General features: G+C 33.4%; 18 protein-coding genes. 13 read left to right on the top strand and 5 right to left on the bottom strand.

Translation table 11 applies throughout. The features are described from left to right. Positions 1–739: 739 nt before the first annotated feature. The gene (locus tag JO950_RS16650; RefSeq protein ID WP_202703650.1) at positions 740–1759 is read right to left on the bottom strand and encodes a hypothetical protein; all 1020 of its coding nucleotides are present in this window, start codon (positions 1757–1759) and stop codon (positions 740–742) included. Between the two features lie 199 nt (positions 1760–1958). On the opposite strand from JO950_RS16650, the gene JO950_RS16645 reads away from it, so the two are divergent. The 9 genes from JO950_RS16645 to JO950_RS16605 all read left to right on the top strand — a co-directional run bounded on the left by JO950_RS16645 (position 1959) and on the right by JO950_RS16605 (position 10234). Then, on the top strand, positions 1959–2474 hold the full coding sequence (locus tag JO950_RS16645; RefSeq protein WP_202703649.1) for an RNA polymerase sigma factor: 516 nt from the start codon (positions 1959–1961) through the stop codon (positions 2472–2474). Between the two features lie 50 nt (positions 2475–2524). Next, positions 2525–3424, top strand: coding sequence for a FecR family protein (locus JO950_RS16640; RefSeq protein ID WP_202703648.1), 900 nt, complete (start codon positions 2525–2527; stop codon positions 3422–3424). A gap of 27 nt (positions 3425–3451) precedes the next feature. Continuing rightward, positions 3452–5959, top strand: coding sequence for a TonB-dependent receptor (locus tag JO950_RS16635; protein ID WP_237732373.1), 2508 nt, complete (start codon positions 3452–3454; stop codon positions 5957–5959). A 315-nt stretch (positions 5960–6274) separates the two neighbouring features. After that, the gene (locus JO950_RS16630; RefSeq protein WP_202703646.1) at positions 6275–7150 is read left to right on the top strand and encodes a hypothetical protein; all 876 of its coding nucleotides are present in this window, start codon (positions 6275–6277) and stop codon (positions 7148–7150) included. Between the two features lie 273 nt (positions 7151–7423). Continuing rightward, positions 7424–7819, top strand: a complete 396-nt coding sequence (locus JO950_RS16625) for a hypothetical protein (RefSeq protein WP_202703645.1) — start codon at positions 7424–7426, stop codon at positions 7817–7819. 16 nt (positions 7820–7835) lie between these two features. Next, the gene (locus JO950_RS16620; protein ID WP_202703644.1) at positions 7836–8678 is read left to right on the top strand and encodes a DUF5777 family beta-barrel protein; all 843 of its coding nucleotides are present in this window, start codon (positions 7836–7838) and stop codon (positions 8676–8678) included. 20 nt (positions 8679–8698) lie between these two features. Continuing rightward, the gene (locus JO950_RS16615; RefSeq protein ID WP_202703643.1) at positions 8699–9094 is read left to right on the top strand and encodes a cytochrome c; all 396 of its coding nucleotides are present in this window, start codon (positions 8699–8701) and stop codon (positions 9092–9094) included. Between the two features lie 5 nt (positions 9095–9099). Then, positions 9100–9654: a YceI family protein gene (locus JO950_RS16610; RefSeq protein ID WP_237732372.1), complete on the top strand. Its 555-nt coding sequence runs from the start codon at positions 9100–9102 to the stop codon at positions 9652–9654. 163 nt (positions 9655–9817) lie between these two features. Beyond that, positions 9818–10234, top strand: a complete 417-nt coding sequence (locus JO950_RS16605) for a hypothetical protein (RefSeq protein WP_202703642.1) — start codon at positions 9818–9820, stop codon at positions 10232–10234. A gap of 85 nt (positions 10235–10319) precedes the next feature. Here JO950_RS16605 and JO950_RS16600 read toward each other — a convergent pair whose 3' ends face one another. From JO950_RS16600 to JO950_RS16590, 3 genes are all read right to left on the bottom strand, one after another. Further along, positions 10320–10760, bottom strand: coding sequence for a DUF3592 domain-containing protein (locus tag JO950_RS16600; protein ID WP_202703641.1), 441 nt, complete (start codon positions 10758–10760; stop codon positions 10320–10322). 964 nt (positions 10761–11724) lie between these two features. Further along, positions 11725–12273, bottom strand: a complete 549-nt coding sequence (locus JO950_RS16595; protein WP_202703640.1) for a DUF4494 domain-containing protein — start codon at positions 12271–12273, stop codon at positions 11725–11727. A 123-nt stretch (positions 12274–12396) separates the two neighbouring features. After that, positions 12397–13113 (bottom strand): S24 family peptidase, encoded by a 717-nt coding sequence (locus JO950_RS16590; protein WP_202703639.1) that lies wholly within the window; start codon positions 13111–13113, stop codon positions 12397–12399. A gap of 253 nt (positions 13114–13366) precedes the next feature. Between JO950_RS16590 and JO950_RS16585 the strand changes: the two genes are divergently transcribed. After that, the gene (locus JO950_RS16585) at positions 13367–15073 is read left to right on the top strand and encodes a hypothetical protein (protein WP_202703638.1); all 1707 of its coding nucleotides are present in this window, start codon (positions 13367–13369) and stop codon (positions 15071–15073) included. Positions 15074–15403: 330 nt separating this feature from the next. Further along, the gene (locus JO950_RS16580) at positions 15404–17353 is read left to right on the top strand and encodes an outer membrane beta-barrel protein (protein WP_202703637.1); all 1950 of its coding nucleotides are present in this window, start codon (positions 15404–15406) and stop codon (positions 17351–17353) included. Positions 17354–17452: 99 nt separating this feature from the next. Here the strand turns inward: JO950_RS16580 and JO950_RS16575 are convergent, their stop codons facing one another. Further along, positions 17453–18550: an exopolyphosphatase gene (locus JO950_RS16575; protein ID WP_202703636.1), complete on the bottom strand. Its 1098-nt coding sequence runs from the start codon at positions 18548–18550 to the stop codon at positions 17453–17455. A gap of 540 nt (positions 18551–19090) precedes the next feature. Here JO950_RS16575 and JO950_RS16570 point away from each other — a divergent pair. Continuing rightward, positions 19091–19825 carry a bifunctional 2-polyprenyl-6-hydroxyphenol methylase/3-demethylubiquinol 3-O-methyltransferase UbiG gene (locus JO950_RS16570; RefSeq protein WP_202703635.1) on the top strand — a complete coding sequence of 245 codons (735 nt, stop codon included), beginning with the start codon at positions 19091–19093 and terminating at the stop codon, positions 19823–19825. A gap of 259 nt (positions 19826–20084) precedes the next feature. Beyond that, positions 20085–22097, top strand: a complete 2013-nt coding sequence (locus JO950_RS16565; protein ID WP_202703634.1) for a M13 family metallopeptidase — start codon at positions 20085–20087, stop codon at positions 22095–22097. Positions 22098–22670 lie beyond the last annotated feature (573 nt).

The following is a 22670-nucleotide window of genomic DNA, read 5'->3' as shown; positions in this document are numbered from 1 at the left end:
TGCGGGTGCAAAAGTAGTCACTTTATCCGCTTTCACAAGCTTTTTCTAAACTTATTTTTAATCTTTTTTAAAACTTTCTCTTAACAGTCTGATAACACCTCTTTTACAAATTAAACTATTTTCAGGTTTGAAAGATTTTTCTTCCTTCAAATAAAACTCTTAGATACAAAGCCCCATTCTTACTGGGTTTTTACTAATCTCGCAAAGACGCAAACGCGCGAGGTTTTTGTTTTATGGCCGATCTTTCCTTTGAGAATCCATGCCCTAGCCTCGATAGCAGTGGATAAAGGCTTCGACTTCGCTCAGCCGGACAGAAACTACTTTTCTTGCATTTTCGCTCAGCTGGACAGAATCACTCTTTATATTATAGTATAGAATCTCAAATACCAAGCTTCGACTTCGCTCAGCCGGACAATAAAACTACGCTATATTATAGTATAGAATTCCAAATACCAAGGATAAAGGCTTCGACTTCGCTCAGCTCGACAAAAAAACTCCTTATATTATAGTATAGAATTCCAAATATCAAATTACAAGCTTAAAGGCTTTGACTTTGCTCAGCTGGACAAAAACTACTCTTATATATTAGGAATAAAAAACAAACCCTACAGATTTTAAAACCTGTAGGGTTGTTACTCTATATAAGCAGGTATTTAATTTAAACGATCAATAATTTCTTTTGTAATAAGAGTACATGCAAAATCATCTGGCTGACATGAAAAACATTGTTCTGCGAGTATCATTGTTTTTGCAAATAAAGATAATCAGTAGTAGTACTGACATCACGCAATCGAACTTGAGAATTATTAAACTCAAACAACTTCCAGTTTCGATTCAATTTATTTAGTGGCTCTGAATTAAACTCTATTTTAACTTCTCTAACCCCATTTTGCAATGTGCTTTCCCATTGTCCAGTTTGTGATGCCGCTCCTTTAGTAGCCACTACAGATTTATCACTTTTAAAAACAAATAAATAACCTGTATAAGAGGACGTCTTTTCTGAATCATCAAAAAAATATGGTATCTCCCAACTCCCCTTTGTTATGGTTTGCACAAAATCGAGTGTTACAAGATTATTTTCAGGAGCATTGTCAATGGCATATTTTATTGCATTCTCGAACTCTAAATTATTCGCAATTGATTTTGTTTGATTATTATAATCTGCTATCGAAATGGGATATCTTAATGAGATATACTGACTGCTATTCAAATTTTTTATAAAATTGAAGAAAGCCTGATCACTAATAATAGAAACAGAACTTGCAATTTGATTTGCACTGTTATAGCTATTAATCGTTATGGGATAATTAATGTTTAGTCCATTAATTTTAGACAACAAATCAGGGTTAAGATTCCAATAGTCGATTAAAGCTTTGAAGTCAGATTCAGCTGGTATGTTTTTTTCAATGTAATTATAATATACCATTGTTACAGGAAAATCTATTTTAACAATATCATCATCATATGCATTTGCATTTATATTGTCTGTGACTTTTTTATAATCGGCAGTGGAATTTATAGCAATTTTTACATTGTTAACCGTAACGGTATATGGCAGCCTAATAGTACAATAACTCGATCCGTCGATCACATTATCCTGCACTGTTTGTACCATTGCAACCCTTTGCAGATAAGTAGCAAGTGGCGAAACATTTGTGACTGTTCCTTGTGCCGTATCGTCTTTCTCGTCTGTTTCGCTCTGACAAGACAATAAGAACAAGAGAACCACTATAGATAAATATTTTTTTAAAGGGAACATACTTATATTTTTACAAAGGTAACAAAAATTCAGAATTTGTTTTCTAATAAATCCTCATCAGGGATTTCCATTTCATTTTATAAAACATTAATTATCAACAGAAATCAATATTTCCTGTTTGTATAAAACAATCAGCTTTGCTTTTACCCTACTTAAACCAAAAACAAATACTTTTGCAAGGTAACAACTGAAAAACGAAATGCCACAAAAAAACCAATCCAATACTTGCGACGAAATGATCTTTTCGATTTTTTTTAAAAGTCACATAAAGGCACTTCGCAATTTTCTTTTTTACAAATTTGGCAATATCGATCAGGCAGAAGATTTAGCCCAGGAGGCATTTGTAAAACTTTGGCAAAACTGCGCTTCGGTACCGCTGGAAAAAGCAAAAACATACCTCTATACGATTGCCAATAATAGCAGTCTCAACGCAATTGCACATCAAAAAGTTGTTTTGAGATATGAGAAAAACTTCAGCGGCTTAGATAAAACAAATGAAAATCCGGAATATATTCTGGAAGAGAAACAATTTCAAGCTAAACTTTTGAAAGCCATTGAAAATTTAAACGAAAAACAACGTATCGCTTTTCTGATGCATCGAATTGACGGAAAAAAATACAGCGAAATTGCCATAGCGTTAGATATTAGCGTAAAGGCAGTTGAAAAACGTATTCATCTAGCTTTGCTAAGCTTACGCAAAGAAATTGATTTATAGAAGTAGGGTAAATTTAGATTCAATTGTTTTAACAACATAATACCAGCATAATGAAAAAAAATCGCTTATTAGCAAAATGGCTTAACAATGATTTATCTCAAGATGAATTAGCTGAATTTGAAGCAAGTCCCGATTTTGAAAAATACCAAAAAATCAAGAATTATACTGCTCACTTAGAAGTAGGTGATTTGGATGAAAATACCATGTTATCTAACATACTGAATCAGAAAACGGTAACTCCAAAAGCAATTCCCTTATACAAAAACTGGATGTTTCGAGCTGCCGCTGTCTTTGTGTTGGTACTCGGAATTACGTTTGTTATGAAACTTTTGATTCCTCAGACTCAAACCGCAAATTTTGGAGAGAAAACCACTTTTTCGTTACCCGATAATTCTGAAGTAGTCCTAAACTCCGGTTCTGAAATAAGGTATAAAAAATGGAACTGGACCAACAACAGACACCTTGAATTAAAAGGAGAAGCTTATTTTAAGGTGGCCAAAGGCCAACGATTTGAAGTACAGACCAGCCTGGGAAAAGTATCCGTTTTAGGAACTCAATTTAATGTTAAGGTAAGAAAAAACAAGTTTGATGTCGTTTGTTATGAAGGACGTGTAAGAGTGAATTATGCAAACACTCAAATTGTGTTAACTCACGGACAAAGCGTTAATTTTGAAAATGGCAAACAGGTAAACACCACTATAAACTCGTTAAAACCCGAATGGATTGACAATCAAATATATTTCTACCAAGAAAACATTAGAACGATACTGGACGAAGTTGAAAGACAATACAACATTACAATCGAACTAAATACAAAAGATACCACCTCTCTATTTACCGGAAAATTACCCGCTAAGGATTTAAATACAGCGATACAAATTATTAGTACAACCTATCATTTAGAGGCTAAAAAAGTCTCCAAAAATAAGATAATATTTGACGAGAAATAAATGTCATTCTCCAAACGGTTTCATTTTTTGTTTTTTATATTTTTTCTTGTCCTGAATGTTTTCTCTCAAGACAAAGGAAAAGCTGTGCCTTTTAAAAAAATTATAGCGACTATTGAAAAACAACATAAGGTAAGCTTCAATTACACAGAAGACAATATTAGCGGTCTACAACTAAATCCTCCTAAAAAATCGCTTACTTTAGATGAGAAACTACAATATCTGACAGAAAAAACGAATCTGTCGTTTGAAAACATAGAAAACCAATTTATCAATATTTATAAAAACGAAACCGAAGTCCCACTAATTTGTGGTTATGTTTTTTCTAATGACACTAAAAAACCTATTGAAAATGCCAATGTTAACCTGCTTAACAAAACTCAGGTTTCAACCGATTCCAATGGCTATTTTGAATTTAAAAAAGACTCCAAAAACACCCTTCTGGTCAGTCATGTTGGTTTTATCACCAAAAAAATTGTAGTCAATAATTCCTCTTTCAAAAATTGCCTGCACATAACATTAGAGTCTGAAATAACAGAGCTTCAAGAAATTAAAGCCAATGCTATTTTAGCTTCAGGGATTTCAAAAAGCCCGGACGGATCTTTTGAAATTAAACCTAAGAAATTTGGTATTCTACCAGGACTTATAGAACCTGATGCTTTGCAAACCATGCAGCAAATTCCAGGTGTCAACAGTCTTGACGAAAGTGTTTCCAGCATTAACGTACGCGGTGGCACTCACGATCAGAATTTATTTTTATGGAATGGCATACGAATGTTCCAAACCGGACATTTTTTTGGCTTAATATCTGTTTTTAATCCCAATTTAGCACATACCATTTCTATTTACAAAAACGGGAGCTCTGCATTCTACGGTGAGAGTGTGTCCAGCGTTGTAGCCATTTCCTCTACTCCTGAAACAATTGAAAAAAATACTTTTAGCGCCGGAATCAATATGATAAACGCTGATGTTTACGCCAAGTACAATCTTTCCAAAAAGAGTTCTATCGAAATTTCGGCACGTAAATCGATTACCGATTTTGTAGAAACCCCAACCTATAAGGAATATTTTAATAAAGTATTTCAAAACACTACGATCACCGACTTTTCAGAAAAACAAAATATAAATTATCGCAGTGATAAAAAATTTGACTTTTATGATGCTACCTTAAAATATACGCACAAAATAGGTGCTAAAGATCAAATTGTACTCGATTTAATTACGATTAAAGACAACCTGGAAGTTTTTCAAAGTGCAACGGTATACGACATGAACAAATCGGAAAACAATGTTTTACGCCAACAAAATTATGGCGGAAATTTGTCGTGGAAAAGAAACTGGAACAACTATAATACAACCAAAATTAATGTTTATAATTCGGCTTATGAACTTTTGGCCAACCAAAAAACGACTATTGGAGATCAAATCGTGATTCAGGAGAATACAGTGAATAATAATGGAATTAATCTGGAAAACCACCATATTATCAACTCCCGATTTAGCTTTAGCGATGGCTATCAGTTCAACGAGATTGGTGTTGCTAATTTAGAACAAGTAACTAATCCAGATTTTTATCGTAAAGTAAAAGATGTACTAAAAACCCATGCGTTAATTTTAGAAGGAAAATACAACGACACACTTTCCCGAATCTATTTTAAAGCAGGGGCTCGTCTTAATTATATTGAAAAATTTAAAAAATACAATGTTGAACCTCGCATTCAATTTAATTATGGCATCAACAAGAGTTTAAATTTAGAACTGCTGGCTGAGTTAAAAAGCCAAAATTCGCAGCAAATTATTGATTTGCAAAAAGATTATTTTGGTATCGAAAAAAGACGCTGGATTGTTTCGAACAATTCAACCATTCCCATTCAAAGGAGTAAACAAGTTTCTTTAAATTTATTCTACAAAAAGAACAACTGGCTACTGGATATAGAAAATTTCTACAAAAAAGTATCGGGAATTATAACCTCGAGTCAGGGTTTTCAGAATCAATTGGAATTTGTTCGAATGACTGGTGATTATGAGGTTTTTGGAACTGAAATGTTGGTTCAGAAAAAAATGAATCACTTTTTAACCTGGTTGAGTTATACATATAACCACAATAATTATTATTTCTCCAATTTTGAACCTCCAAGTTTTCCCAACAATTTTGAGGTAATGCATACGGTATCGTGGGCAGGAATTTACGAAAAGAACAATTTCAAAATAGCCCTGGGTACAAAATGGTCGTCCGGCAGACCAAAAACCTCGCCTGATTTTTCGCAAATTAATCTCTCAGATCCTGTATTGGTATACAACAAACCAAACAATACCAATGTCCATATTTTTTCACAAGTTAACATTTCCTCTACGTACAAGTGGGAAACTACAAATGGAATTCAATACAAACTAGGTTTGTCGATTCTGAATATCCTAAACCGAAAGAATGAAATCAGTGAATATTACAGAGTAAGCTCTTTAACTAATTCTATAGAAGAAGTTGAAACTTTCTCATTGCAAAGAACTCCAAACATGAGTTTTAGAGTTTCATTCTAACCTTATTCCACAAGGTCTACCTAAAATTACTTTTTCTTTTTTTTCATAAAACAACTTTTCTTTGGTAGGGTAACCTTTATCAAAGCTGTTTTACTATTGAATCTTATCAAAAAAATAAAAAGTGACTTTAGGAAACAACTTCATCCAATACCATTTAGCGTATTTTTTCTATGACAGTTCATAGACATCAAATTCATTACGCTAATTAACTACCCAAAGCAAGTACCTCTTGCTGATATCTGGACATTATAATAAAACACTTTACTAAAGATGTAAAGCACATTTCCCACTTCATATAACCTAAATTAAAAAACCATGAAATCAAAACCATTTAAACTAGCTTTTACTGCTCTTACGGCAATCCTATTTTTTGCAGGCTGTAGCAATGACAAAGACAACGATACGATTAGTCCGGAAGCCAAAAAAGAAATTGCACTTTCCACAAGTACCACATTAGGCTCTTATCTTTCTGATAAAGATGGAAAATCTTTATATTTTTTCGCAACAGACGCCAAGGGTCAAGCCTCGTGTACAGGCGGATGCGAAGCTGTGTGGCCTCCATTTTATGCAGACAATTTAACTGCTGAAAAATTAAGTAGTGGATTAACACTCTCTGATTTTGCTACCATAACCACCACATCGGGTAAAAAACAGCTGACTTACAAAGGATGGCCATTGTATTACTATGCGCCAAGTGTAAACGGAACTAATACACCCGAAACTGCCGGACAAACAACAGGAGATGGTGTTGGCGGTGTTTGGTTTATAGCCAAACCGGACTATTCGATTATGTTAGTCAGAAGTCAGCTTCTGGGACATGACGGAAAAAACTACAAATCTGATTACACTGTTGGTGATGGCCTTACAACGTACTTTACAGACGCAAAAGGACTGACGCTGTATACTTTTAAGAATGATAATTTCAAGAAAAACAATTTTACAAAAGCAGATTTTTCAAACAATGCCGTTTGGCCTATCTATGAAACAGACAAAATAGTCGTTCCTTCTACTCTTGACAAATCAAAATTTTCTGTCATTACGGTATTTGGCAAATCTCAATTGGTTTACAACGGTTGGCCTTTGTATTATTTTGGTCAAGATGCCAACGTAAGAGGCGCCAATAAAGGAATTAGTTTTCCAAGTCCCGCTGTTTGGCCAGTACCCGTAAAAGATTCGCCGCTTGCGATCTAAGAAACATACTATTTCTATCCAATTCATTTATACGCTCACTTAGCCTGTTATTATTCAAGTTAGTTCAACTTTCGGTTGGACTAACTTGAATTTTCACCTTTTCTCCAACCTTACAACAACTAAAGAGCCTAGACCTTAAAACCTCATCCTCACACTATTACTAACCGAATTTTAAAAAATATCGTACTTTTTTTAAAAAATATCGCTTTTAAAGTAGGGTAATCCGCATTAAAGCTGTTTTACTACTGAACCCTATCAAAAAAAGAATAAAAAATGAACCCAAAAAAAATCGCATTCGCAATTACAGCCTCATTAGTATTGATTTCGACAGGCCTCTATTTTTATTACGGTTTTCTCTTCAAGGAAGCACGCAATATAGAATCTGAAATACCTGAGTTTAGCATAACAACAGTAAAATTGCTTGATGATTATAACTCAAATACAGAAAAAGCAGATTCATTATATCTCAATAAAACGATAGAAATAACCGGAAAAGTAACCAAAGAAACCGATTCTGCCGTGATACTTGAAAACAACATTTTTTGTCTGTTAACCCAAAAAACAAAAGACAAATTATTGAACAGTAAAGTAACCGTTAAAGGCAAATGCATTGGCTTTGATGAATTATTTCAAGAAGTCAAACTAGACCAATGCACCATTAATCAATAAATCAATTCCTCCATTTATGAAAAAAATTTTAGTCCCAATCTGCTTCTTCCTGGCTACTATAGCCTATTCGCAAGATGATTTACTAAACAGCCTTGACTCTGCTCAGGTACAAAAAAACTTTTCTACAGCAACGTTTAAAGCCTTGCAGCTGGTGACCTTACAGACCACAAAAATGCCTGCAAAAAAAGAGTTCTATTTTGTAGTCTCACACCGTTTTGGCACTGTTAAAGATGGTTTTGACAGTTTTTTGGGCCTTGATAATGCCACCACAAAACTTGGCGGTATTTATGGTGTTACCGATTGGCTATCCGTAAGCCTGTCCAGACATACCTTAAATAAATTATATGAAACAGGAGTGAAATACCGAATGATGAGACAAAGCGACAGCTTTCCTGTAGACATTGTTGGCTACAGTGTTGCGGATATCAATACATTTTTGGAAAAAGATCAATATCCTGGTTTAGAATTTAAGCACCGTATGACTTATGTACAACAATTACTAATATCTAGAAAAGTTAGCGAAAAACTATCCTTAGAACTAGTACCCTCATTTGTGCATAGAAATCTTTACAATCCAGACTTGGAAAGAGACAACCAATTTTCTTTTGGTGGTGGCGGACGTTATAAAATCACTAAAAGATTGTCTGTCAATTTAGAATACATGCACAATTTTAATAAACCTAATTTTTATGAAAACCCACTGTCCGTTGGTCTCGATGTCGAAACCGGAGGGCATGTATTTCAATTAATTTTCACCAATTCACAAGCTATGAGCGAAAGCGGATACCTTACTAATGCCGCCGGAAACTGGGGGAAAGGAGATTTCTTTTTCGGATTTAACTTATACAGAGTATTTTAATAACTATAAACAAGAAAACCATGAAAAAAACATTAGCATTTACAATTTTAGCAGCTGCACTAACATTTACAAGCTGCAGTGATTCTGATACTTACCAAGATATAGAAACTCCTCCGGTTACAGATAATCCTACTCCGGGACCTGAAACACCAACCACTGCAATTAGTTATTCTAAAAATGTAAAAGCAATTATTGATGCCAATTGCGTAGGCTGTCATCAAAGCGGAAGATCCGCAGGTTTCAGACCATTGACCACTTATGCCGAAGTAAAAACAGCCACTGAAGGTGCCAGTTTACTGAACCGAATTCAACTACAAAACGGTCAGCAAGGAATTATGCCTCAGGCAGGAAGAATGTCTCAGACCAATATCGATTTGATTGTGAAATGGAATACAGACGGACTAAAAGAAAATTAATTATTATGAAAAAATCGTTTCTTAATTTCTTTATAGTACTGTTGACTATTTTGATAAACACAGATGGATTTGCACAAAAAGTAATCACAAAAACAGGTACTATAAAATTTCAGGCTACTATGCCTACCTATGAAGAAGTTGCTGCTGAAAATAAAAGCGTGTCTGCAATTTTGGATCAATCTACAGGAGATTTCGCAGCTCTGGTTCTGATAAAAGGTTTTCGATTTAAAGTTGCTTTAATGGAGGAACATTTCAACGAAAATTATATGGAGTCTGAAAAGTTTTCAAAAGCAACTTTAAAAGGCAAATTAGAAGATTTTGACAGTTCTAAAATTACCAATACCCCTAAAAATTTTACTCTAAAAGGCGATCTTACCATTCATGGAAAAACAAAACCTATAGCAGTAAGCATCAAAATATCCAAGGCAGCCAATGGTCTTAGTACTGTAGGTTCATTTGAAGTCAAACCTGAAGATTTTGACATCGAAATACCAAGTCTTGTCAGAAAGAAAATTGCCGACAAAATTAAGATTAGTTACAATTTTTTATTAGTTAAATAATCCATTGTAAAAGATCAGGCTTAATTGGTAAGTAGAATTCCCCAATTCAACATTAACCAGCCCAATCACTTTTTACTTTAAAAGATTATTAAACATGACTATTGATTAGAGGTCAGTTTCATACTTAGCTGGCCTCTTCTTCTATTAACCTAAAAAATTTCAAATGATCTGCAAAAATTATATTGTTACAGGCGAGGACGTAAACGATCTCATGGTCATGGAGAAGACCGCATACAACTCCTATACACAACGATTACTCTACCGTTTTTTATTTCAAAATGGATTTTCAAGAGAAAAGCTAAATTCTTTACAACTCGATTTACAAGAAGGAAAATATGCACTGGTCTGTTATAAAAACCTAATGTTTACGGAACATTTTTTTGTTGAGATGAAATATTGCTTCATGAATGACAAAATCAATATTAAAAGTTGCTTTTATAATTCCAAAAACGAATGCTGCGCTGAGCTCATTAAAGAAGTAGAATGGTTTGATTCTATTCGTAAAGAAGTCATCACTGCACCCAAAAAGATTCTAAAGCATTTTAATGCGAGTAACCCCGCAAAATTCCGGAATCCATAAAGATCCCGCTCATTACTTCTGAGTCGCTATTATTCTGCTTTTAATATTATGTAAATTCAAAAATCAAAGGCTTGAAAACTCAATATCAGTCCTTTTTACTACTTTTTTGATACTCGTTTAAAACAACACCTAAACCCATTAAAAAGAAAAATACGCCAAGACCACCCAAAAGCATTGGGTCTACAATGTAACCGTGAATCCCATCAATCTCCGCTTTATTCGGATTAGTTGGATCATACAAAACCTTAACAGAACTTCCTTCCATGTAATTCGGAAGAGAAGACCCTACAGTAGAAGTGAAATCTATTGGCTTACCTGATTTTGTAACAAATGAAACATGGGGATAATAGAGTGATCCATTCTTGTTGCCAGCAAGAGGTATCGATTCGATAACTGTACCATAAACAATACTTGCCTTTTCAATAAAATTTAATTTCTGTTGAAAAAGACAAAATGCTCCCACTAATAGAGTCAAACCAGGTATAAAACACACATAAATAACAGCACGAATTAGTCTTTTATTCATAATTTATTTTTATTATTAAAATTAATGGTTATGTCACATTGCTCTGCAGGTTATTACTAATTGCTTTATCAGAAATGACCATAGATTCATTCTCACTAATTCAACATCTTGTTTGTATACCACCAATATGGATCAACAAGAAAACCTGTGGATTTATAAAATTAGGCATAAGTATTAGTAAGTCTAAAAAGAATCAGGTTCAAAAGCTGTGGAGTGATAAAAATAGTATTCTCTTTACTGTAAATCACTTTAGGAATGAAAGTAGCAGCCTTTTACAGTTTTTTAAAAATTTACATTTTTCTAAAATTTCTTAATTGCAAAAATAATAATTTACAGCTTACCCCATAATAGACAAGTATTTAGAATCTGTTGCTCTGAAAGAGCCTTAGCATTAACATGGTACGAAGTGCCATGAATACTAATGAGTACTTCTTTAAGCCCTGTAAGAGTGAAAGCATAACCCAAAAAGCACCTATCTTATTTTATGACATTTCCGAAAGTTAGCAACTTTTAATCAAGATCTTATGCTTTATTTATGACTGCTTATGCCCCTTCAGGGCATTATGATTCATTATCTAAATTTATAGTGCGTTGCACTATTTTTATGCTTTTGGGCTTTCAGCCCTTTTTAAACATTCAAATCTTTATGCCAGAAGGTAGCGCTAATTATAAAATCAGTTGTAATAAAATGGTCTCTTAAATGTAGAGCTGAAATCGTTAATAAAAGGAATAATTTCTATCAGCCCCACAACATTTTGTATTGATCTATTTTTATTAGAAAATGTGCAAAAATCTATATATAAAAAAGCTTCGGAGAATTCCGAAGCTTTTGCTTTTTATAATTTTAAAGAGAAATCTAAAAAAAAGAAATCTGCCTAAATCTGCGTCTTCGCTTTAGCGAAGCTGTCAGATTCGTGTACACTATTCACAGCTTCTTTGAAAGAGCCTGCATTAATTTTAAAACCTATTCCTCTAATGCAGTTTCAAACTCCATATGGTCAACAACCTCCGCAGCTGCTTGTGCAGGTTTAGATGCTTTTAGTCTATTAAATCTTTCCAATTGCTCCGTTTCTCCTTCTTCTCCACTGAAATAAGGAAAAACATCCATAATAGGGGACTCAGAAACGGCCGGGATAGAATATTCTCCCATGGTGCTTTGCATTACATGCAGCGTGTTGTCGTAAGCCTCTCTCACATCATTGGCCTGAACCAGCATGTACATATTTGACTTTCTTTCTTTACCGCTTTCTTCATCATAAGCCAATAAAGAGACTTTGGATTTAAACCAACGGTCTGTATTTTCAAAAGGGTGAATTTCGGCGTAATTAGCCACTTTTATATTGGTGATTTTGAATTCCTCACTGATATAAGCCGACATCTCTTCATTAATTCTTCTTTCAGCTTCTGTATAAGACAAAGCATCTACCAAGTAAGGCTCTGTTAAAACTTTTTGCCCTCCGGTTTCGTCCGTTTTTCTATATTTTACCTTGCATTCGTACCAAGTTGCGCTCATCTTTATTATTTTTTAAGGATGCCAAAGATAGATTTTACCGAAAAAAAATCCCCTAAAATTGTGAAATAGATATTCACAATTTTAGGGGATTTTAGTTAAGTTTTTGATTGTTAGTGTTTAATGTTAAAAGTTTGAATTGATCCGAATTGTCGCTTTTATTAAAGCTAATCCTTCAATATTTTTAAGGAGAACATCCTTCGATTCGTATCGACTGTTTTCACTGACCAGTTTAATCCATTCCTCTCCTTTGTCTGATTTTTGTACCCATCGGATCAGGAGAAATTCTTCCGGTTCATCGGTTACTACAGAAACCAAATACATTTCTCCCCAAATAATATGTTCGATTCTGCTGCTCATTTTCTTATAAATGATCAGATCACCGCTCTTTAAAAAAGGATACATGCGATCTCCACTTACATAAATAGCGCCATCGCATTTGGGTAAGTTTGGAACAGAGACATAGTCAATTGGTTTTTCCTCAGATTCTTTAAACAGGGAAACCATTCCGTCAGCAGTTTCAACATCATAGACCGGTACAAACTGCTTCTTAAGTGTTTTTGTAGTGGTGACTTCGTAAACAGTAGAAGGTTCTTCAATTTCACTCATTTTAATTCCCCATTCATACTCAAAAAAGGCAGCATTTTCAAGCATATGCCCTTTTCCTGTCAGGAGCCACTCCGGATTAATTTCAGGATAAATGCGAAGTATCTGCTCTATTTTTGAGGCACCAACATCTTTAACCTTATCCAAAAAGCCGTTAGAAAGCCCCGTTTCGATATAAAATTTTCTTCTATTAATTCCTTTATATTCAATAATTTGTAAGATTCTATTTACGATCATTGCAATTATTTTTAGATTATAACATATTTTTATTGCTATTTATAGGATAAAATCTATATATTTGTAAGTAAAAAAGCACAAAATGATGTTTTAAACAAACGTACAAAAAAAAACATAAAATACACTACTAAAGGGTAAGGTAGTCAAAATTTCAGAAGAAAAATAAAGCTATTATTCTCAGGCGTTCTTTAAGTTGTAAAATGAAAGTAAAGGAAAGATAGGTCGATGAGGTTTAACATAAAAAGAATAAAAGATGAATTATATACTCAGAATAGATCCGAAAAACCCCTATAAGGAACGATTAGAAATGGCTATTGTAAACTTACTTCCGTTTGTTGGAGCAGAAGCCATTTATGTGTCTTTTACTAAAAGCAATAAAGTAACAGTCATCACTTTTATTCTAAAAAAAGAGACCGATAAGGATGAGGAGGTTTTAGATCAGGTAAAGGAGAAAGTAATAAGTATCTATCCCGAGTTTATTTTTAAGTTTATGGATTCTGACTGTGCTAAAAAGGGCTTTAAAAATGGAAAGCCTTACTTTGTTCAGCATTGTACGTTAAAAGAATTAATTTATTTTGAACCGGGAGCTAAAGTTTTTTACCCTCGGAAAGACACCTCTAAAAAGCTGCTTAAAAAAGCAAAAAAAAGATTCTCTCTTGATATGGAAGCTGCAGTGGTATCTTTTAGAAATGTGTCGGTTTATAGCGGAAAAAATAAAAATGAAGAAGCCGTATTTGCCTTGTATCAGACCTTAAGGTATATTTATATCTGTGCCTCAGAATTTTTCACTGCCGTCTTTATTAGCAATACTTGTTTGTTTCAGCAATATGATTACATCATCAAATATGCGCCTTCATTTAAAAGAATACTCAATAAGAATATGGCAGTTCATAATGAGATAGTTGTAATGCTTAATAAAGCTTATTCCTGTGCTATGCAAAATACAGAGATGGGTGATATAGATCCGGAGCTGATGATTAAGGCAAAAATAAAAGTGGAGTCAATGCAGAAAGAATTGAACAGATTATTTTTGGAGTATAAAGCATTATGTAAGGAAAAGATGCAGAAATTAAGCAGGCAAGAATGTACCGGAAAGTATATTTTCAACGAAAAGATTCCATCCGATTATTTTGTTGAAGATGCTTTAAAAAGTATTAACGATTTGATGGTAACTCAATCAAACATAAGATGTGTTTACTGTTTTGGTTATACCATACTTCACGATCAGAAAAGTAAGCCCCAAAATTATTCTGATAAACTTCCTGGGTATCATTTTTATCTGCTGATCATTAGTCTGGATCAAACTCAAGATGAAATCTCCTCAATGGAAGGACTTATTCTGGAAAAATTTGAAGGCAGGCATCAGGTAGCCATTCTTAGCCATTCAGGAGAATTAATCCGTAAGGAAAAGACATACCGGAAGTATTTTTTCGATTATGTCAAAACGCACGGACTTTTAATTTACAATGCTCCTTATTATACTGTTTATTTTAAAAAACATCTTCCTAGTTGGGAATCTGAATTCAAAGAAAAATATGAGAAAGACAAAGTTTTAAGGGCAAAACAGCTTTTTGATGATGCAGAGTATTATTTGAGTGATAATCATGTGGCTGTTAAAAGGGTGCTCTTTAGAAAAGTGATTGAGCAAGTTGGTTTAGGACTTATTTATTTGCATTTAGGATACTTTTCAGATCAATTATCGATAAACAGTTTGTTCTCATTATTAAAATACATTCAGGAGATTGAGCTTCCTTTTGATCATGAAAATGAAAAAGAAACTAAGATTATGGAATATCTGTTTGAAACGGCGGTAGTATCTATAAATAAAGAAGGGCAAGATAACAATAACGATTATGATAAATTGATCGAAAACAGATGCATTTTATTTTTAAAACATGCAAAAGATCAGGTTGCGAAAGAAGCCGGGAAATTAGATTCTAAGAAGTCAAGATATTTTTAGTTGATTACTGAACTTGGTAAAGAGTTCGATTTAAAATTGCACAAAGTCTTTTTGGCTTGGTGCAATTTTTTTGGTTTATAAAGATGAACTTTCTGAAAGTATCCTATGCTTTTGAAATAAATTGGAGATCGAAATATATAATTTCAGAATCAGCTAACTTTTAAACTCTGACTCATATTATCTCGGCCTGATAGTATCTTATCCGATACGCTTCTTGTGGTACTTTTTTTATAAAAATAGTGGAATTGAGTTTTTTTATTTTGTTTTATTTGCGCCAAATTTTGCCTTTATAAGTTGAAAATTTAACCGCTATCGTTGCCAAGTATCAGAATGAAAAAAATAATTACGCTATTGTTCGCTATAAATTCATTTGTTGTTTTCGCTCAGGAAATAGTTAAAAATGAATGGGTCGACTCCTCAAAAGTGGAAATCCTTCAAGAGATAAAAATTATTAAAAATAAGAGAAAAGCTGGTATCTATAAACTTCATTTGCCCAAAGAAATTTTGAAAAATGAAAACATGGGTAAAACGTTGCGACGCGTTGAGAATATTACTTTGGATAATAGCAAGACAGTTTATTTTAAAGGCAAAAAAATCAAAAACTATATTTATAACGACAAAGTAATCACTCAGGAAGAATTTTTTAAGCTATTATCTGAGAACATTGTTTCCTTTCAGATTGTTGAGAATTATTTTAATTTGTCCAATGGCGAGACCGAACTTGTTATAAAAGTAAAGGACAATAATGGTAATGTTGATAATATAAAAGGTACAGTTGATGGAACGCTGGGGCTCTTGCAGGAGTTCAATTTTTTAGGGTTGAATCTGTTTTATAAAAAAAATAAATTTTCGACAATTCTGAATGTTTCTAATCTTAAAAATGTTTCCGATAACAGTTCAGAAGAAATGTTCAATGATAAAACTTTAAACTATTCCAATCATAGGGTTTTGTATCAGTCAAATTTTTCAATGCTTACTATTTTTGAGATCGATAAGTCAAGCAGTCTTTCGCTGCGAAACAAATACTCCATAGTAGATGAAAACAGAAGGAGTATTTTTCCGGATTTATCAGAGGCGTCTTATTTTTTTCTTATTCGGGATTATAGCACAAATTTAAGGTACGAGAAGAAGACAGAAAATAATTTAGAGTATAAACTCAATTTAGATTATGTAAGTAATAATAATAAAATTGAAAATAAGTCCAATAAGTCGAATCAAAAATTTACAGAATGGACGTTTAGTTCTTCGATCTCAAAGTCAATTGATAAACTTTATATTCAATCGGCATTGGTATTGACCGATCGCAATTATGTTTTTGACAATGTGACAAACAGGAGTGAGGTGAAGCAAAATATTGTTACCCCTTTTGTCAGTTTTAGTTATGATTTAAACCCTAATAATTCAGTATCATTTGGCAACAGATTTCAGTTCTCTCGAGATAAAGTAAACAGTGAAGCTGTTTTTGATCATAATTTTTACCTGCCAAATTTTACTTATTTTTCGAAATTTGATTCGATAGTAGATTTGGAGTTCAATTATAAGCGGTACGTTGTCAGACCAAGTATAAGATCAATTTCTAATTTTACGTATCAGGATTTTAATAATAATTCAGTTGTCAATCCTTCTTACATAGAGCCGGAAATTAATGATTCTTTTTCTCTCGATTTGGTCAGGAATATAAAGAAAGTAGATGTAACTCTAAACTTCGGCTACTTAACATCGTCTAACAATATTTCTATTGTTAATGAACTAAATGACTACAAAATGATTTCTGAAAATACAAATCTCGATTCTTATAGTAGTAGTTCTGTTGGTACTTCAGTCTCATTTAAATTTTATAAAGAATCCAGATTTAATTTGAACTATAGTTATACCAAATTAAAAATGAAGAAGGAGAATGAGATGTATGAAGGGTTTGTAAATTATCTTGATTTATCGGTTAGCGGGAATATAGATAAAAGTACCATGTATTCGATCAACTCTTATTATATTGACAGGTTTTACGATTTTAATTTGTATCGTTCAGTGAAACCTGATATCTCATTTAGTGTATCCCGAAATTTCTTAAAAGACAGATTAAATATCAATCTGGAGTATAGAAATATTTTGAATACTGATGCAAACAGAATGTTGCGATTTACAAATAATACCAATTATTATGTGTTAGACAACAGAAATACATCTCATATGATTTTAGTAAATGCATCCTATAATTTCGGAAAAACATTTAAAGTAAATCGCAAATACATTCGGAATATTAGCTCGGATATGAAGCTGTAAACTAGTGTAAAACTCAATGTTACTTTTTGTTTTATTAGATGTTTCATAGAAAAAAAAAGCTCCAGATTCCTCTGAAGCTTTGTCTTGATGATGAGGTTCTTAAAAATTGGTATTTACCTTTTTAGAACGGTCTGCAATGTAAGAGATCAACCAGGTTATTGGGCCTTCTTTTACAAAATATATTTTTTTCTTCTCTAAATTAGGAATACTCTCTACGCAGGCCTGTAGTATGTTATTTGCCGAAATAAGGTATTTCTGGTCGTATATGTTTAATACTCTTGCAGCTTCGGTGTTGGTTTTAGCAAGGGTGTTAAACTTGTTGAAATTATTCTTTAGAACCGCATCGTAATCGATAACATCTTCCAGTTTTATTGGCAGATAATGGTCTTTCGTATTCTCATTGTAATACAATGTTGTAAAAGCCCATACAGCTCCACCGGACAGATAGATTTTTTCCTTTTTTAATAAAAGCGGATTTGCATCAAGCATATCCTTTATCTTTTTACGAACAATCGGATTAAAATCAAAAGATTTTTCCTGATATACAGACATGTCGCTGGCCTGGCTTTGGTTTGCAACCGTTTTTTTTACGGCATCAGTAAGTGACATCGTACCAAAATCAAGTTCTAAAGGAATAAACTCTAATTTACCATCCTGAAGTTCATCAATGTATCCACCTTTAGTACTTGCAGCACCAATATCAAGATGCAGAGCGTTAGCATAATCAACAGGTGGTATAGAACCTTTAACTAGTATTTTAGCTTCCTCATCAACATTGATAATATCAAGCTCTTTGTTGGTTAGCGTGCTGATCTTATTTTTTAAAGCATCAACATTACGAGCAGATCCAAAAACAGAAGAAGCCACTAAAAAGATATTTTCTTCCGGAATCTTAAATTGTGCTCTTATTTTAGTCAATTGAGTAAAAACGATAAGACCTGCTTTATTGATATCTTCCTGAGTAAGTTCACCAGTAGCAGTGATATGTTTGGCGAAACTCAGACCTTCGTCATTTGAATAATAGATAATTTTGTAATCTGCTTTTTTAATATTACTGACATCGAGAACAGAAACTTTTATCGTTCTGCGGCCGATTTCAATTCCGGCGTAAATATTTTTTTGAGCAAGAGAACTAATGGAGAAAAATAAACTGAAAAGTATAAAAATTAGAACTTGGGGGCTGTGTTTTTTAAGCATTGTATTTAGTTATGATTGTAATATGATTTATTATTGATAAAGACTGGACGTTGTTGTTGTTGTTGTTGTTGTTGTTGTTGTTGTTGTTGTTGTTGTTGTTGTTGTTGTTGTTTGATAATTAAAGGGTTAAAGTGTAAGTGGCGGTTTTTGATATAAAAAAGCAAAACCGAAAAGTTGATTTTTTAAGAGTGATTAAGAGGTTTTTGGAATCACTTTAAAAAGTAAAAAGGACTTCATAATTGTTAATGTGTAAATGACTAAATTAATGGGTAATTGTTTATCAGGCCTGAAATACAGCGAGCTAAAAAACTACTAAATATTTTAGGACGCAAATTTATAAAAACAATTACGAATACAAACCCAGTTATTAAGAAAACATATTATTTAATTGTTAAGCGGTATGGGCATTTTGAGCGGGTATGCATAATTTTCTTAGGTTTTGTACTTTTGTGTATTCCACTTTTAGTACAAAATGATAAGAGGGATAGAGAGAAGATATTCGTTATTGTATTATTTAGGTTTAATAAAAAAGAGTAAGAGATGAAACAAAATATTTATGATGATATTGATTTTTTTGAGAGTTATGGTAAAATGCCACGTTCGATAGAAGGTCTAAACGCAGCAGGAGAGTGGCATGTTTTAAAAAATATGCTGCCTGATTTTCGGGGCAAAAATGTTCTGGATCTGGGTTGCGGTTATGGCTGGCATTGTATTTACGCAAAAGAACAAGGAGCAGAGCATGTAATTGGAGTTGATTTATCAAAAAAAATGATTGATAAAGCAAAGGAAAATTCGAAAGGATTATCAATAGAATATGATCAAAAGCCAGTTGAAGATATTGAATTTGAAAACGAGCACTTTGATATTATTTTCAGTTCGCTTACGTTTCATTACATACAAGATTTGGAGGCTCTTTTCGGTAAAATAAACCAATATTTAAAGAGAGGAGGGAGCTTCGTTTTTTCTATGGAACATCCTGTTTTTACGGCAAAAGCGGAGCAGGATTGGTATAAAGATGAAAATGAAAACCGACTGCATTGGCCAGTTGACCATTACCAGAACGAAGGAGTGAGGCAAACCAATTTCTTAGGTCATAAAGTAGTGAAATACCATCGAACTGTAGCAGGTATTCTAAATGCCGTAGTTAACTCAGGGTTTAACATCACACAAATATCCGAGCCTAAGCCGTCAGAAGAAATCATTGAAAAATATCCGGAAATGACAGACGAATTAAGAAGGCCTATTTTTATTATGATTGCTGCTTGTAAATCATAAATTAATGAATTTTGGAATGCAAATAGTACGCAGATTATACAGATTCGCTAGACGAAAACGCTGATGAAAACGGATTTTTAAGTATTTTTCTCTTTTCATAGCTTCCAAGTTTTTTAACTTGTAATTCTAACAAGAACTTTAAAGTTAAAAACTGAATTCGTATATTGTTCTGCTAAAATCAAATATGCCAGTCCTATACATTTTAGCATACCTGCTTTCAAACGTTTTTCAGTTCATTTTAATAGAAATTATTTAGACTATGAAAAAATCATTAGCACTTTTCGCTGCGTTCTTAGCTTTTACAGCGTGTTCCAAACATCAGGGACAAAAAAATATTGCGATCACCGGAATAGATTCCACATTGCGGCCGGGTGATGACTTTTTTAAATATGTAAATGGTAAATGGTATGATTCAGTATCAATACCTGCATCTCAAGCCGGAGTAGGTGTCTACATGTTTATGAATTACCCGCAACGAATGCGTCTGCAAGGAATATTGGACAGTATTTCAAAAAGCAAGAATTCAGCAGGAAGTATAGCGCAAAAAGTAGGAGATTTTTATGCATCTGGAATGGATACGGTAACCATTGACAAACGCGGTTATACACCTATCAAACCTCTCCTGGCAAAAATTGAAGCAATTAGCGATTTACCGTCCCTAATGAACTTTGTAGTGAATGAAGTAAAAGTAGGTAATTCGTCTATTATAGCTTTTGGAGTTGGACCCGATGAAAAAAACAGCAGTATGAACATTGCTCAAATCTATCAAACGGGTATCGGTTTGCCTGACAGGGACTATTATTTTAAATCGGATGCACCAACTGTTGCCATACAGGAAGCTTACAAAAAATACCTAACGACATTATTTCAACAAACAGGCAGCAATGCTGATGAGGCTAAAAAGAATGCTGATTTGGTTTACGGTATCGATAAACAACTAGCTGGTTCGCATAAAACAAAAGTTGAACTTCGCGATGTGCAGGCCAATTACAATAAAATAGCTGTGTCAGAGCTCGTAAAAAGACATCCTAACATAGATTGGACTACTTTTTTAAATAATTTAGGAGCTAAAACCGATTTCATTAATGTAGGCCAGCCTGCCTATTATGATGCCCTTAATAAGCTTTTAAAAACCATTCCCCTTAATAATTGGAAAATTTACCTGAAGGCAAATTCTTTAGAAAGATATGGCGACGATTTAAGTAAACCTTTTGTAGATGCCTCATTTGAGTATACCAAAGTGCTTTCTGGTCAGGCGGTTCAAAAATCGCGCGGCGAAAAAATGGCGAGTGTTCTGGATACTTACTTAGGCGATGCGTTGGGCGAATTGTATGTAAAGAAATATTTTTCGGAAGAGGCTAAAAAACGGATGTTGATCCTCGTGAATAATTTGCAAAAAGCCTATGCCATAAGAATTGATAAATTAGAATGGATGAGTCCGGTTACCAAACAAAAAGCGAAAGAAAAATTGGCTGCCATGACTAAGAAAATAGGCTATCCGGACAAATGGAGAGACTATAGCAAGGTGAATATTGCCAGAGATGCTTATTTTGAGAATATGGTTTCGGCCGCTACAGCTGCCTATCAATTTCAATTGGCAAAATTGGGTAAACCGGTTGATAGATCAGAATGGTATACTACAGTTCCAACTGTTACGGCCTATAATAACCCTACTGCAAATGAAATTGTTTTTCCGGCAGGTATTTTACAAGCTCCCTATTTTGATAATAACGCAGATGATGCCCTTAATTATGGAGGTATCGGAATGGTGATTGGTCACGAAATAACCCATACTTTTGACGATCAGGGTGCGCAATATGACAAGGATGGTAACTTAAAAAATTGGTGGACAAAAGAGGATTATGCACAGTTCAAGTCCAGAATACAACAGGTGATCAATTTGTACAGCACCTATACTGTTTTAGGCGATCTACATGTTAATGGCGCCATGACAGTTGGCGAAAATACGGCAGATATTGCCGGATTAGCAGTTGCTTATGATGCTTTTAAAATGACAGAACAAGGAAAAGGAAACACAAAAATAGACGGTTTTACTCCGGACCAGCGTTTCTTTATTTCGTTAGCCAAAATATGGAGAGTAAAAATGAAAGACGAGTTCCTGCGTTTGTGGATCAACAATAACCCACATTCTCCACCAATTTGGCGTGTGAATGGTACTTTAATGAATACGACACCTTTTTACGAGGCCTTTAATGTACAGCCTAAAGATAAAATGTTTTTACCGAAGAAAGACAGAATAACAATTTGGTAGATCCTTGTTTTCTAAAGTATTTCTATAAAAATCTGCGCAAAGATCCACTGTGAACTTTGCGCATTTTTTTTTTTGGCTTCTTCAGACAGATTTTTTTTAGAAGTGTTTTTTCTTTTAATAATATTCTATAATCGTTAGATATTTTATTGAAATCATTTACAATATTCTCTAGTGGAATTGCTATTGATTTTTTTATCAAATTCAACATTAGGGCTTCTTATTTTATAAACATTTGGTTTATCAAGTTGTCTATAAATGCAATAGGATCATTTATAAATGAATGTTTGTGAGTGTTCGTAATATCATTCACATTCTTAAATCTGACGTTTGGCAAGATTACGGTTTTAGACTTAATGAAAAGTTGGTTTTGTAATTGGAATGATTTGGCAAATGCAAAAATAGGGCTTAATTTAATTCCCCCTCTATAGTACCGGAACGTTGAGTACAGGTCATAAATATTCATTGAGATTTTGAGAGCAGAAGTATTCGTAAATTGAAAAGCACTACTCACTATAATACACAGCTCCTTTGTTTTTGCATCATTTTAGGATAATATTATATGCATTAAAGATA

Source organism: Flavobacterium sp. UGB4466 (genome assembly GCF_903469665.1).
In the GTDB taxonomy this organism is placed as follows: Bacteria; Bacteroidota; Bacteroidia; order Flavobacteriales; family Flavobacteriaceae; genus Flavobacterium; species Flavobacterium lipolyticum.
The sequence above is the reverse complement of the archived record's forward strand: the minus strand, read 5'-3'. Positions and strand labels throughout refer to the sequence as shown.